This is a genomic window from Mycobacterium sp. NTMscope_Eco_3 (genome assembly GCF_976985685.1).
Window position 1 is genome coordinate 1,279,321 of record NZ_CDRJYZ010000001.1, and the last position, 15,020, is coordinate 1,294,340.

Annotated in this window: 5 protein-coding genes; 2 read left to right on the forward strand and 3 right to left on the reverse strand. The window is 68.8% G+C overall.

All coding sequences use genetic code 11. The features are described from left to right. Positions 1 to 124 precede the first annotated feature (124 nt). Positions 125 to 11,149, forward strand: a complete 11,025-nt coding sequence (locus AC0KTM_RS06040; protein WP_472415168.1) for a type I polyketide synthase — start codon at positions 125 to 127, stop codon at positions 11,147 to 11,149. A 91-nt stretch (positions 11,150 to 11,240) separates the two neighbouring features. Here the strand turns inward: AC0KTM_RS06040 and AC0KTM_RS06045 are convergent, their stop codons facing one another. From AC0KTM_RS06045 to AC0KTM_RS06055, 3 genes are read right to left on the reverse strand one after another with little or no spacing between them, the layout of a single operon-like run. Beyond that, positions 11,241 to 11,663 carry a PPOX class F420-dependent oxidoreductase gene (locus AC0KTM_RS06045; RefSeq protein WP_225327136.1) on the reverse strand — a complete coding sequence of 141 codons (423 nt, stop codon included), beginning with the start codon at positions 11,661 to 11,663 and terminating at the stop codon, positions 11,241 to 11,243. 2 nt (positions 11,664 to 11,665) lie between these two features. Then, a complete protein-coding gene (locus AC0KTM_RS06050; protein WP_238957545.1) occupies positions 11,666 to 12,772 on the reverse strand; it encodes an acyl-CoA dehydrogenase family protein in 1,107 nt (368 codons plus the stop codon). Positions 12,773 to 12,779: 7 nt separating this feature from the next. Then, a complete protein-coding gene (locus AC0KTM_RS06055) occupies positions 12,780 to 13,940 on the reverse strand; it encodes an acyl-CoA dehydrogenase family protein (protein ID WP_225327138.1) in 1,161 nt (386 codons plus the stop codon). Between the two features lie 201 nt (positions 13,941 to 14,141). Here AC0KTM_RS06055 and AC0KTM_RS06060 point away from each other — a divergent pair, with 201 nt between their 5' ends. Then, a complete protein-coding gene (locus AC0KTM_RS06060; protein WP_225327139.1) occupies positions 14,142 to 14,993 on the forward strand; it encodes a ComEA family DNA-binding protein in 852 nt (283 codons plus the stop codon). The last annotated feature ends 27 nt before the right edge of the window (positions 14,994 to 15,020 follow it).

Below are 15,020 nucleotides of genomic sequence, written 5' to 3' on the forward strand. Positions count from 1 at the left end.
GGCCACGCTGGCTGCCGCTGCGCGGTGCGGCGCTGCACATGCGGTGCTGGCCTCCGGAATGATGCTCCGAGCGCAGCTGGCCCCCCGCGGGATCGATCTTGACCGGCCAAGAGAGGACAAGCGCATGGCATCCGTCGAAGGTCTGGGGGAGTCGGCATCGGGTTTTGCGATCGTCGGCTATGCGGCGCGGTTTCCGGGAGCCGCTGATGCGGATGAGTTCTGGGATGTCTTGCGCGACGGCCGGGATGCGATATCCGATGTGCCGCAGGACAGGTGGGACGCCGACGAATTCTTCGACCCGGAACCGGGTGCGCCGGGCAAGGTCGTCACCCGTCGTGCGGGCTTCGTCGACGACGTGACGGGGTTCGACGCCCCGTTCTTCGGTCTGTCGACGCGCGAGGTCAGGTTGATGGACCCGCAGCACCGGATCTTGCTGGAAACGGCGTGGCGCGCGGTGGAGCATTCGGGCTACGCGCCAACGGATCTCGCTGACAGCAACACCGGTGTCTTCGTCGGATTGGCCACGCACGACTACCTGGGAATGGCCTCCGACGAGCTGACCTATCCCGAGATCGAGGCCTACATGGCCATCGGGACGTCGAACGCCGCCGCGGCGGGCCGGATCAGCTACCGGTTGGGGCTGCAGGGTCCCGCGGTTGCCGTCGATACGGCGTGCAGCTCGTCGCTGGTGGCCATCCATCAGGCATGCCAAGCGCTGCGCTTGGGGGAATGCGACCTCGCGCTGGCCGGCGGCGCGAACGTCCTGCTCACCCCGGCCACCATGATCACGTTCTCCAGCGCGCACATGCTCGCGCCCGACGGTCGGTGCAAGACCTTCGATGCGGCCGCGGACGGCTACGTGCGCGGCGAGGGGTGCGGCGTCATCGTGATCAAGCGTCTCGAGGACGCGATGCGCGACGGGGACCGGATTCGGGCCGTGATCCGCGGCAGCGCGATCAACCAGGACGGCGCTTCGGGCGGATTGACGGTCCCGAACGGAGTTGCCCAGCAACGGGTCATCGCTGACGCGCTCAAGCGTGCCGACCTCGAGCCCCGCGATGTCGGGTACCTGGAAGCGCACGGCACCGGGACATCGCTGGGCGACCCCATCGAGGCCCAGGCCGCGGGTGCGGCGCTGGGGGCCGGGCGCGAACCCGACCAGCCGCTGCTGATGGGCTCGGTGAAGACCAACATCGGGCACCTCGAGGCGGCCGCGGGTATCGCGGGCGTGATCAAGGTGATCCTGTCCCTCGAGAACGAGCTGCTGCCGCAGCACCTCCACTTTCAGAACCCGTCGCCCCACATCCCCTGGGAACGGCTGGCGGTCGAGGTCGTCAAGGAGGCCACGCCCTGGAAACGCAACGGGCAGCGGCGCATTGCGGGAGTCAGCTCATTCGGATTCGCCGGGACGAACGCTCACGTCATCCTGGAGGAAGCGCCGGAGCAAGCGGAACCGGCCCCCGCGGCCCCGCTCCCGGTCGAGCCGTCCGGCGACCGGCGGTTCAGCATCCTTCCGCTGTCGGCGCGAACGCCCGCCGCGTTGATGCGGCTCGCCGAGGACTACCGTGCCTGGCTGGGCGCCCACCCGGAGGCCACCCTGGCGGACGTGTGCTTTACCGCCGGGGCGGGGCGAGCGCACTTGGAGCAGCGCGCCGCGCTGGTGGTCAATTCGCGGGACTCCGCCATGGAGCTGCTTGGCGCGCTCGCCGAGGAGCGCCCGGCGCCGGGTCTGTTTCGCGGAGAATCCCATGACCGACCGAAGACGGCGTGGCTGTTCACCGGTCAGGGCAGCCAGTACCCGGGCATGGCCCGGGAGCTGTTCGGCACCGAGCCGGTGTTCGCCGAGACGCTGAACCGCTGCGCGGCCGCGGTCGCCGACGTCCTCGAAAAGCCGTTGCTGGACGTCATTTTCGATGTGGACAGCCCGGACAGCGAAGCGACGCTGCAGCAGACCTCTTACGCACAGCCCGCCTTGTTCGCGGTGGAACTGGGCCTGGCGCGGCTGTGGCAGTCGTGGGGCTTCGAGCCGGACGTGGTGCTGGGGCACAGCGTCGGCCAGTACTCGGCGGCCTGCGTCGCGGGCGTGCTCAGTCTCGAGGACGGCGCGCTGTTGATGGCCGAACGCGGTCGCCTCTTCGGCAGTCTGCCCGCGGGGGGCCGGATGGTCGCGGTGTTCACCGCCGCCGAGCGGGTCGAGCGGTTGACCGACGAGTCTCCCAGCCTGTCTGTCGCCGCCTACAACGGCGCCAACACCGTATTGTCTGGGCCGGCAGCCGATTTGGAGCACGCAGTGGCCGGATTGACGGCCGACGGTGTCCGATGTGACTGGCTGGACACCAGCCACGCGTTCCACTCGGCGCTCCTGGACCCGATCCTCGACGAATTCGAATCGTATGCGGGGCGATTCAACTTCACCACGCCGCAACGGATTTTGATCGACAACCGCACCGGGGCCGCGCTCGGCCGCAGTGTGAAGCTCGACGGTGCCTACTGGCGCCGGCACGCCCGCCAGCCGGTGGAATTCGCCAAGAGCGTGCGCACCCTTGCCGAGCTGAACTGCAAATTGCTGCTCGAGATCGGCCCGCGACCGGTGCTCACCGCCGCGGCCCTCGGCGCGTGGCCCGACCAGGCCACCGCACCACGGGTGATCACGTCGCTGCGCCGAAACACCGCCGACCACCGGCAGATCACCGAAGCGGTCGCCGACGCGTACGTGCTGGGCCACCTGCCCGACTTCGCCGCCTTCCGGCAAGCGTCCGCGCGAAAGATCGACCTGCCGACCTATCCGTTCGAGCGCCGCCAATACTGGTTCCGGGATGATCGCGAGCGCCCCGACCGACCCCAGGACGTCGGCGGACCGCGTACCGAAACCGTCCGCCTCCTCGAGGACGGCCGGATCGAGGAACTCGCCGCCCTGCTCGGCGGTGCGAGCGACGACCGTCAAACCCTGCAGATGCTCACCAAGCTTGCGGCGCAACACAATCAACAGCGCATGAGCCGTTCCATCGGTGAGGACCGCTACGAAATCCGCTGGGACAAGTCGAATTCCCCGCTCTCCCGCGCGGAGGTGGACGAGGGCTCCGGCTGGATCGTCGTCGCCGACGATGCCGACGCGGCCCGGCCGTTGGTCGAGCTGCTGAGTGCGCGCAACCACCGGCACCGGGTCGTCGGATTGCCGGTCTCCGACGCGGACGAGGAAGCGCTCGCCGACGCGTTGCGCGCGGCGGCAACCGACGATTCGACGTTACGCATCGTGCATGTCGCGGCGCTGGAGGCCGCGGCCGCACCGTCGATGCGCTCACTGTTGCGGATGCAACACCGGATCCTGGGCGGGACGCGGCGGCTCTTCCGCGCGGCGGTGGCCGCCGAACTGCGCAGCCCCATCTGGATCGTGACCCGTGGCGCGCAGCGCGTCACCGACACGGACACCGTGGCGCCGCATCAGAGCTGCCTGTGGGGATTCGGCCGTGCCGCCTCGCTGGAGCTCCCGCACGTGTGGGGCGGACTCGCGGACCTGTCAGAAGGCGGCGACAACGCAGCCGACGAATGGTCTGCGCTCATCGACCGGATCGCCGCGTCGCACGGCTCGGCTGTTCGGGACGACCAGCTCGCGCTGCGTGATCGGGCGGTTTACATGCCCCGGTTGGCCCGGCGCTCTGCGCCGCCGAGCGGTGTACCGCTGCAACTGCGCGACGACGCAACGTATTTGGTGACCGGCGGACTCGGAGCGATCGGACTGGAGATCGCCGGATACCTGGCCGCGAATGGCGCCCGGAATCTGGTGCTGACCAGCCGACGCGCGCCCAGCGATGCCGCGCAACAGCGCATCGACGCACTGTGCGAACAGCACGGCTGCACCATCCGGGCCGTGGCCGGCGATGTCGCCGACGCGCACGACGTCGCACGCCTGCTGGCAAGCGTGCAGGCCGAGCTGCCACCGTTGGCCGGCATCGTGCACGCCGCAGGCGAGATCGGCACCACCCCGCTGAGCGCGCTTCAGGACGCCGAGGTCGATCGCGTCTTCGCCGGCAAGGTCTGGGGCGCTTGGCATTTGAGCGAAGCGGCGGTCGACCTGAAACTCGACTTCTTCATCAGCACTTCCTCGATCGCCTCGGTGTGGGGCGGATTCGGCCAGACCGCCTACGGCGCCGCGAACGCTTTCCTCGACGGGCTGGCGTGGCGCCTGCGGGAGCAGGGCATCTTCGGGGTCAGCGTCAACTTTGGGCCGTGGTCGGCGGGCATGGCCGACGCGGAATCCCGTGCGCGACTGGATCGGCGCGGTGTCCAGACGTTGTCTCCGGCCGATGCGCTCGCGGGTCTGGCCGATGCCGTGGCGGCCGCTTCGGCGCAGGGCCCGGCGCAGGGTGTCGTGGCCCGTATCGACTGGGCCCGCTTCTTGCCGCTCTATCAGCAAGCGGGTAGGCGGTCGTTCCTGGCGGAGCTCGAGCGCGAGGTGCCCAGCCTGATGACCGCCGCGACGCCGTCCGCAACGTCCTCGGGCAAGACCGCTTTGGTGGAGCGGCTCACCGGCGCTCCGGTGCAGCAGCGCAAGAAACTTCTCACCGACTACCTGCGCGACGCGGTGGCGGAGGTGACCCGCGTCGATGCCGCGGAGATCCGCGAGGACGCAGGCTTTTTCGACCTCGGCATGGATTCGTTGATGGCCGTCGAGTTGCGCCGCCGCATCGAACAGGGGGTAGGCAAGGAGATCCCGGCCACCCTGGCGATGGATCACCCGCGGCTGTCCGACGTGGCCGACTATCTGCTCAACGACGTGCTCGAGCTCGGCGATCAGGCATCGTCAAAACCAAGGCCGCAGCCGGCATCGGTCGCGACGACGCGCACCGATGAACCGATCGCGATCGTCGCGGTGTCATGCCGTTTCCCCGGCGCGCCCGACCCGGAAGCGTTCTGGGAGGTGCTGTCCGGGGGTGTCGATGCGATCCGAGAGGTCCCCGAGGACCGATTCGACATCGACGAGTTCTACGACCCGGATCCGGACGCTGCGGGCAAGACGTACACGCGGTTCGGCGGCTTCCTCGACGGGATCGACGGCTTCGATCCCGAATTCTTCGGCATCTCACCCCGCGAGGCCGTCTGGATCGAGCCGCAGCAGCGGCTGATGCTCGAAACGGTATGGGAGGGCCTCGAAAGGGCGGGGTACGCCCCGGCCGCCCTGCGCGGCAGCCGAACCGGAGTTTTCGTGGGTGTGGCGGCCAACGAATATGCGCACCTGCTGTCCTCGGAGTCGATCGACAAGATCGAACCCCACTTCATCACCGGTAACGCGCTCAACGCCATCTCCGGCCGGGTCGCCTTCGCGCTGGGGTTCGAAGGACCGGCGGTGGCGATCGACACCGCGTGCAGCTCGGCGTTGGTCGCCGTCCATCAGGCCTGCCAGGCATTGCATTCCGGTGATTGCGACATGGCGTTGGCCGGCGGCGTGAACGTGCTGCTGAGTCCGGTGACGGTCGTCGCGGCCTCCCGCGCGCGGATGCTTTCCCCCGTCGGGCGATGCAAGACCTTCGACGCCTCCGCCGACGGCTATGTGCGCAGCGAAGGATGCGGAATTCTCGTGCTCAAGAGGCTGAGCGACGCGGAGCGCGACGGTGATCGGATCTGCGCGGTCATCCCCAGCAGCGCGGTGAACCAGGACGGGGCGTCCAGCGGTTTGACGGTGCCCAATGGTGGTGCACAGCAACGGCTTATCGGCTCGGCGCTGGCCCGCGCCGGACTGACGGGCGGGGACGTCGATTATCTCGAGGCGCACGGGACGGGCACGCCGCTGGGTGATCCGATCGAGGTCCAGGCGGCCGCGGCCGCCTACGGCGACTCCCGCGACGCGGACCGGCCGCTGCTGATGGGCTCGGTGAAGACCAACATCGGACACACCGAATCGGCATCAGGCGCAGCAGGTCTGATCAAGGTCGTGTTGTCGCTGCAGCACGAGGTCCTGCCGCAAAGCCTGCACTTCGAGGAGCCGTCGCCGCACATCCCGTGGGATTCGCTGCCGGTGCGGGTCGTGGACGCGGCGATGCCGTGGCTGCCCAACGGCAGACCGCGCCGCGCCGGCGTGAGTTCCTTCGGGTTCACCGGCACCAACGCGCACGTTCTGGTCGAGGAGGCGCCTGCCTCCACCGACCGGCGCGTTGCCGACGACGACGCGTCGGCGTCGGAGGCTCGGGCCGGACAGGCGCGGGTGCTGGCGCTGTCCGCTCGGTCTCCGGAGGCGCTGGTGGCGTTGACCCGCCGTTACCAGGACTGGTTGACCGCCCACCCGGATGTGGATCTCGCCGAGGTGTGCCTCACCGCCGGAACGGGCCGCTCGCACTTCGAACATCGCGCCGCACTGGTCGTGGACTCGGTTGAGGGTGCGCGCGAGGCGCTGGCCGAATTGGCGGAGAACCGCCTGCGGCCCGGCGTCGTGCGCGGCGAGCACACACATCACCCGACGACGGCATGGTTGTTCACCGGCCAGGGCAGTCAGTATCCGGGGATGGCGCGTGAGTTGTTCGACAGCGAGCCGGTTTTCGCCGAAACCGTGACGCGGTGTGCGGACGCGGTCAGTGACATATTGCCGCGCCCCTTGCTGGAGGTGCTGTTCGCCACCGATCGCGAAACCGGTGGCGAAGCCGGGGAAAGGCTGCGGCACACGTCGTTTGCGCAGCCGGCGCTGTTCGCCGTCGAAATGGGCCTGGCCCGGCTTTGGCAGTCGTGGGGGATCCAACCCGATGTGGTGCTGGGGCACAGCGTGGGCCAGTACGCGGCGGCATGTGTCGCAGGCGTGTTCAGTCTCGAGGACGGCGCCCGGCTGATGGCCGAGCGCGGCCGGATGTTCGGCAGCCTGCCCGAAGGTGGGCGCATGGTGGCGGTGTTCGCCGACGCCAAGCACGTCGAGCAGGCCGCCGGCGAATTCCCGCGAGTGTCGGTCGGGGCCTACAACGGGCCCAACACTGTGCTGTCGGGGCCGGGTGAGAATCTCGAGCAGATCGTCGCCAAGTGCGGTGACGAGGGGATCCGTTGCACGTGGCTGCAGACCAGCCACGCCTTCCACTCGGAACTGCTGGATCCGGTGCTCGACGAATTCGAGTCGTACGCAGCGCAATTCCGGTTCGCCGCCCCGACGATGCCGCTGGTCTGCAACCGCACCGGTGCTGTGCTCACGGCCCAGACGCCGCTCGACGCGCAGTACTGGCGGAGGCATTCCCGCCAGCCCGTGCAGTTCGCCGAAAGTGTGCGCACCGTGGCGGCGCTGGGCTGCTCGGTGTTGATGGAGATCGGGCCGCAACCGGTGCTGTCCGGCGCCGCGGTGCAGGTCTGGCCGGAGCACCTGTCCGCGCCGCGGGCGATCGTCTCGCTGCGCAAAGGCGTGAGCGATCGGCGCCAGATCGCCGACGCGCTGGCCGCGGCCTACGTCGGCGGGCTTCGCCCCGATTTCGCTGCGCTGCAGGGTCAGCCGCGTCGCAGGCTCGAGCTGCCCACCTATCCCTTCCAGCGCCGCCGCTTCTGGCCCAAGACGTCCGGCATCGCCGTCGACGGAGGGGCCGGTTCGTCCTCGGGCATCCTCGGCAATGCGAAAGACCTCGCCTCGGGCGACTCGGTCTACACCAGCAGGTTGTCCGTCAAATCGCAGCCGTGGCTGTCCGATCACGTCATCTATGGGACCGTCGTCGTCCCCGGCGCGACGTACGCGGCGATGGCCTTGGCCGCGGTCGGCGCCCCGGCGCGAGTGAAGGACGTCTTCTTCTACGAGCCGATCATCTTGCCCGAGAAGAGTTCTCGAGAGGTGCAGCTGACCTTGCACCCGTTGCAGGACGGCGGTGAGTCCACGTTCCAAGTGCACAGCCGCCCGTACGGCGAACGCGGCGCCGAATGGTCGTTGAACGCCGAAGGGACCGTCAGCGCCGGCGCCGATGACGAGCCGGTATCCCAGGGTGACCCGGTCGACGAAGCGATCGAACGCTTGAACCGCATGCGTCCGCAGGAGTTGTTTGAGACCTTCGCCGACCTGGAGCTGGCGTGGGGGCCGACCTGGTCGGGTTCGCTGAAATCACTCTGGCTCGGCGAGGGTGAGGCGATCGGCGACATCCTCGTCGGCGAAGAACTCGCCGAACAACTCGGCAGCGAGCCGATGCATCCGGTGCTGATGGACCTGTGCACCGGCGTCGCCTTCCCGGCCTTCCCGGCGCTTCTCGCGGCCGAACAGGGCGTCAACGACCTGTTCCTGCCGCTCCGATACGGGCAAGTGTCGTTGCGCGAGAAGATGCCTCGGCGGTTCTACTGCCGCGCGAGGTGGCACAGCAGCGAACTCAACAGCGAAACCCAGGTCTTCGACCTCGATTTCGTCGATCGGGATGGCCGTCACCTGGGCGGGATTCGCGAGTTCACGGTCAAGCGCGCACCGCGCGAGGCCCTGCTGCGCGGCCTCGGTGGGGACGCCACCCGTCTGCTCTACACCCTCGGCTGGCACGAGGTACCGCCGCCCGCATCCGGTGATGAGGCCGAGAACCCAAGCGGCACATGGCTGATCGCCGGCTTCGACGAACTGGCCGCCAAGGTGCCGGGCTGCATCCCGTTCGACCGGAACGCGGACCAGGAGCTCTTGGGGCAGGTGCTGACTCAAGCCCACGAGCGCGGGCTGCCGTTCTCCGGTGTCGTCTGGCGCGGCAAGGCGCCGAGCGGGGAAGAGTCGAGCGCGGACGTCACCGCGCGCCTCGAGACCGAAATCGCCAATCTGCTCAGCGTCGTGCACACCGTGCAACGCGGCTCACAAAACGGCGATGTGAAGTTGCCCGGCGGATTGTGGATCGTCACCGAGCGTGCGGTGGCCACCGAATCCGGCGAGCCGGTCGACCCGGTGCAGGCAGCGCTGTGGGGCTTTGGCCGCACCACGATCAACGAGGAGCCGGCGCTGCGCGCCAAACTCGTCGATTGCGACGGCTCACCCGAAGCCGTGCACGCTTTGGCCGCACTGCTCGCCACCCCGGTGGACGAACCGGAACTGGCCGTGCGGCAAGGAAAGCTGCTGGCCTCGCGGCTGTTGCCGTGGGCGCGTAGCGGTCATCTCACGGTGCCGCGCGGGCGCGACTACGTCCTGGCGCCCACCGAACGCGGCGCGATCGACAACCTGCGGCTGACCGAGAAGGACGTCCCCGCGCCGGACGAGGGTTACGTGCAGGTCCGGGTCGAGGCCGCAGGCCTCAACTTCCGCGACGTGCTCAACGTCCTCGGCCTCTACCCGGGCGATCCCGGACCGATCGGCGGCGACTTCGCCGGCGTCGTCACCCAATTGGGCGACGGCGTCACCGGAGTCGAAGTGGGGCAACGCGTCTACGGCTCGATGCAGGGGGCGTTCTCCAGCCGGTTCAACGTGCCCGCCCAGTTCCTGGCGCCGATCCCGGACGGGGTGAGCGCGGTCGAGGCGGCCACGATTCCCGCCGCGGCGCTGACGGTGCGGCTGTCCTTCGACTGGGCGCAGCTGAAGCCTGGTGACAAGGTTCTCATCCACGCCGCCAGCGGCGGTGTGGGTCTGGCGGCGGTCCAGATGGCCCAGCGGTGCGGTGCCGAAGTGTTCGCCACGGCCAGCACCTTCAAGCGCGCGACGCTGCGCAAGCTGGGTGTGAAGCACGTCTACGACTCGCGTACAACGGATTTCGCCGATCAGATCCTGGCGGACACCGACGGTGCCGGCGTGGACGTGGTCCTCAACTCCCTGACCAGCGAAGGGTTCATCGAGGCGACGCTGAAGGCCACCGCCAAGAACGGCCGCTTCGCCGAGATCGCCAAGCGCGACATCTGGACACCCGAGCAGATGGCCGAGGCGCGTCCCGATATCGCCTACGAGATCGTGGCATTGGACACGGTGATGTTCACCGAACCCGATCGCATTCGCGACTTGCTCACCGAGGTTTCGCAAGGTTTGGCCGGTGGTGAGTGGACGCCGCTGCCCGCCGAGATCTATCCGCTCACCGAGGCGAGGGCCGCGTTCCGCCGCATGCAACAGGCGCGGCACATCGGGAAGATCGTGGTCCAGATGCCGAATCCGCTGCAGCCGCGCGATGATCGGAGCTACCTGATCACCGGCGGGCTCGGCGCGATCGGACTGCACACGGCGTCGCATCTGGCCCAACTCGGTGCCGGTGACATCGTGCTGACCAGCCGGCGCGAGCCCGGTGCGGACGCGCAACGGCTGATCGAGGAGATCACCGAGCGCTACAAGTGCCGCATCCATGTCTTCGCCGCCGATGTCGGCGACGAGTCCGAGGTGGCGGGGCTGCTGGAGCGCATCCGCACCGAGTTGCCGCCGCTGGCCGGTGTGGTGCATCTGGCGGGCGTGCTCGACGATGCGCTCCTGTCTCAGCAGACCGTGGAGCGATTCCGAACGACGGTGGCGCCCAAGGCGATCGGCGCCTACCACTTGGACAGGCTGACGAAGGCCGACGAGCTGGACTTCTTCATCGTGTCGTCGTCGGTGTCGAGCTTGTTCGGTTCGCCCGGCCAGTCCAACTACGCGACCGCCAACGCGCTGCTCGACGGCCTGGTCGCGCAGCGCAGGGCGCAAGGCCTGCCGGCCACCGGTGTCAACTTCGGCCCCTGGGCCCAAGGGGGCATGGCCTCTTCGGACGCCGCGACCGCCAATATCAGTGCGCAGGGCCTGATTCCGCTGGAGCCGTCGGCCGCGCTCGGCGCGCTCGCCGAGGTCGTCGCGAATGGAACCGGGCAGGCCACCGTCCTCAAGGCCAACTGGCAGCGTGCCGCGAAGGTGCTGGGCAGTTCGCGTCCGCCGATCCTCGATCTGGTGTTGCCCAGTGCCGCAGGAGAGGTGACCGGCGACAGTGAGTTGCTCAAGCAGCTGATGGAGGTTCCGGTGCCCCAGCGCGCCGGCTTCGTGACCGAATTCCTGCAGCGGGAGGTGCAGAACTTCCTGCGGCTCGCGTCGCCGCCCGCCGCGAGCAGTCGGTTCTTGGACCTGGGTACGGACTCGCTGATGGCGATCGAGCTCCGCAACCGGCTGCACAGCCAGTTCGGCGGCAAGTTCACGATCAACGCGACGGCGGTCTTCGACTATCCGACCATTGGGGGGCTCGCCGAATATCTGGTGGCCCAGCTGCCCGACGCGGAACCGGAACCGGTCGAGGAGGCGTCGTAACGTCCGGCGCGTGCGCGCCCGCACGAACGTGGACTTGTGGCGCGGAAAACCGGTGTCGGCCCAACAAGTCGACGCTCGACCCGTTAAGCGCTCAGTCGCTGATGTCGAACCCCGCGTTGATCTTGGTCGGTCGCACCCGCACCACCAACTCGCCGGGAACGGCGTTGCGGCGGCCGAACTCCTCGGCGCGTTCGGCGCCCATGTACCGGGCGCCGGTGCGGGTGGCGATGTCGAGCACGTCCGCGGGGTCCTCGCTGACCGTCGCCAGACCTTGGACTTGGACAAAGGAATACGGCGGATGGGGATCGTCGACGCAGATCACGACACGCGAATCACGCGCTATCGCACGCCCTTTCGACGTGTCACGCCCGGTGTTGAAGGCCAGCTGACCCTCATCGACGACGAACCACACCGGGGTGACCAGCGGCCGGCCGTCGGCGGCGACGTACCCGAGCATCCCCGTACGGGTGCCGGCTGAGAGGAATGAGACGACCCTTTCGGAGAGCTCGGCCATCCTTAGAGGCGGGCCAGGTCGTAGTCGCCGAGGTGGTCGATCAGGTTGTGCAGGTGCTCACCCGAGGTGCCCAGCGTGTGTTCGATCGCGGTGAGCCGGGCGGCGTAGTGGCTGATCGGGTACTCCGCGGTCACACCGATGCCGCCGTGCATCTGGATCGACTCCTGCGCGATGTGCCGGCCCGAGCGTCCGATCTGCAGCTTGGCCCGCGAGGCGATCACCGGGTCGAGGTTGCCGTCGGCGATCGACATCGCGGCGTACAGGCTCATGCTGCGGGCCAGTTCCAGCGACACGTACATGTCGGCGGCGCGCTGTGTCAGCGCCTGGAATTTGTTCAGCGTGACACCGAACTGCTTGCGGGTCTTGAGGTAATCGGTCGTCAGGCGCAGCGATTCCTCCATCGCCCCGAGCGCTTCGGCGCACAGCGCCGACTGGATACGGATGACGGCGTTGCGGATGGCGCCCGACGCGTCGGCCGCCTCACCCAGGGGTTCGGCGGGGGCGGAATCGAGATCGACCTGGGCGCCGCGTTGCCCATCGAAGGTCCGGTACGGGTGCCGAATGGCGGCGCCCGCGTCGACCAGGAACAGGCCGGTGCCGCCGTCGGGCAGGGCGGCGCTGACCACCAACGTGTCGGCGCAGTCCCCGGCGAGCACCGGGTTCTTCCGGCCGCTCACGGTCCACGAATCACCTTGCCGCGCAGCCTTGGTGGTCACCTCGGCCGACGGTTTGCGCTGGCCCGGTTCGAGGTCGGCGAAGGCCAACAGCCGTTGCCCTGACGCGACCTCGTCGAGCAGCTGCCTCTGCTCCTGGCTGCCCAGCTCGGCGATCAGCGCACCGGGTCCCAGCGCGGCGTGCAGGACCGGTTCCGGGGCCAGCCGCCGCCCGATCTCGGTGAGCACCACCGCGATCTCGATCTGGCCGGACTCGTCGGGCTCGAATCCCAGCCCGAGGATCCCGGTGTCGGCGAGCTGGCTCCAGACCTCGCGGCTCCAGCCCAGTTCGGAGCCGATGACCTTGTTGCGGCTTTCCGGGTCATAGGTGCGCGCCAGCAGGTCGCGTGTGGTGTCGCGGAGCAGGGACTGCTCGTCGCTCAACTGAAAGTCCATGGCTGCCTCACAATCCCAGAATGGTGGACGCGATGATGTTGCGTTGCACTTCGCTGCTGCCGCCGTAGATCGACGTCTTGCGGTAGTTGAGGTAGTGCGGCGCGCTGTGCTGCGCCCAGGACGGCGACGAGATGTCTTCGCCGTTGGCCGGCAACGCATCCGGCCCGGCGACCTCGACGAGCAGTTCGGTGGCGATCTGTTGCAACTGGCTGCCGCGCAGCTTGAGCACCGACGAGGCCGGGTTGGGCTGTCCGTTAGCGGAGTCGGTGACCACCCGTGACTGCGTGAGTTCCAGTGCGAGCAGCTCGTTTTCGGCCTCGGCCAGCCGCGCCGCGAACAACGGATCCTCGAGCACCCCGGTGGCCGCGGCGTGCTTCTTCACCTCGGCGAGGCGCACCTTGGTCCGGCCCACGCCGGCGATGCCGGTGCGCTCGTTACCCAACAGGAATTTCGCGTACGTCCAGCCCTTGTTCTCTTCTCCCACAAGCTGATTGGCCGGCACGCGGACGTCTTCGAAAAAGACCTCGTTGATCTCGTGGCCGCCGTCGATCGTCTTGATGGGCCGCAGCGTGATGCCCGGCGTGTTCATGTCGAAGAGCAGGAACGAGATGCCGGCCTGACGCTTGGGCGCCTGCGGGTCGGTGCGGACCAGGCAGAAGATCCAGTCCGCGTATTGGCCGAGGGTGGTCCAGGTCTTCTGCCCGTTGACGACGTAGCTGTCGCCGTCGCGGACCGCGGTGGTGCGCAGCGACGCCAGGTCGGACCCGGCCTCCGGCTCGGAGAACCCCTGGCACCACCAGATGTCGAGGCTGGCCGTCGGGGGCAGGAAGCGTTGTTTGACGTCCTCCGAACCGAATTCGGCGATCACCGGGCCCACCATCTTGGTGTTGAAGTTCAGCGGCTCCGGGACGCACGCCAGCTGCATTTCGTCGGCCCAGATCTGGTGCTGGGTCGGCGTCCAGTCCTTGCCGCCCCACTCGACCGGCCAGTTCGGTACCGCCAAACCGTGTTCGTGCAAGATCTTGTGGCTGGTGACGATGTCGTCGCGGTTCACTTCCGCCGAGCCCTGGCGCACCCGGTCGCGCAACTCCTGGGGAATCTTGGTCGTGTAGACGCTGCGGAGTTCGTCGCGGAACGCGGCTTCCTCGGGTGTGAGCGCCAGTTGCATGGCAGCCTCCTGTCGTTGCTCCGGTGAGCGTGGCGGCCCATCGCCCAGAGCTGGTTTCTGGCGATGCTGGTCGTTCGCTCAACCTCCATCTTGGCTCATCCCGTGCGGGGCCTGTGCACAGCCTCGGGTTAATCCACAGAACGGGTCGGAGGCGCCCTTCGCCGGGGCGGTTGCGGCGGTGGGCGGATTTACGGTCGGCCCATGCGAACAGAACTTCCGGCCGAGCGCCTGCAGCGACGGCTGCGCGCCGAACCGGATACCGACCCGCACGGCGAGGACTCCGGGGCGGACCCGGACGGGGACGCCCCGAACGACGACCAGAATTCGCTGCTGCCGCGGTGGCTGCCCGACTCGTCCCAGGACCGGGGCTGGGTGGCGAAGGTGCGCGCCGACCCGGGACGCGCGGGCGCCATCGGATTGGCGATCGTGGCGGCGCTGGCGGTGCTGGTCACGGTTTTCACGTTGGTGCGCGACCGGCCGGCGCCGGTGATGTCGGCCAAGCTGCCGCCGGTGGAGAAGGTGTCGACGGCGAGCCCACGCTCCTCGGCGAGCCCGACGCCCGGACCCGATCAGCCGGTGGTCGTCAGCGTGGTCGGCCTGGTACACACGCCCGGCCTGGTGACGCTCGCACCCGGCGCCCGCGTCGCCGACGCGCTGCAGGCCGCCGGCGGCGCGGTCAACGGCGCCGACACCATCGGACTCAACATGGCCCGACCGCTCGGCGACGGTGAGCAGATCGTGGTCGGCCTCGCGCCCGTCTCGGGACAGCCGACGGCCCTGGGCAGTTCGGTGGCCTCCGGATCGACATCCACGTCGAAGGCGCCGCCACCGCGGTCGGGGACGGTCAAGCCGAAACCGGGCGAGGCGGTCAACCTCAACACCGCGACGGTGCAGGAACTCGACGCGTTGCCCGGGGTCGGGCCGGTCACCGCCGCCGCGATCGTGGCGTGGCGCCAGGCCAACGGCAAGTTCACCAGCGTTGACCAGCTCGCCGACGTCGAGGGGATCGGGCCGGCGCGGCTGGAGAAGCTGCGCGCCCTGGTCCGTGTCTGACCCGGGTGCATCACCCCGGGTCGGCCG

Coding starts and splice junctions, on each gene's coding strand:
- AC0KTM_RS06040 (WP_472415168.1), top strand. CDS start 125: ATGGCATCCGTCGAAGGTCTGGGGGAGTCGGCATCGGGTTTTGCGATC.
- AC0KTM_RS06045 (WP_225327136.1), bottom strand. CDS start 11,663: ATGGCCGAGCTCTCCGAAAGGGTCGTCTCATTCCTCTCAGCCGGCACC.
- AC0KTM_RS06050 (WP_238957545.1), bottom strand. CDS start 12,772: ATGGACTTTCAGTTGAGCGACGAGCAGTCCCTGCTCCGCGACACCACA.
- AC0KTM_RS06055 (WP_225327138.1), bottom strand. CDS start 13,940: ATGCAACTGGCGCTCACACCCGAGGAAGCCGCGTTCCGCGACGAACTC.
- AC0KTM_RS06060 (WP_225327139.1), top strand. CDS start 14,142: ATGCGAACAGAACTTCCGGCCGAGCGCCTGCAGCGACGGCTGCGCGCC.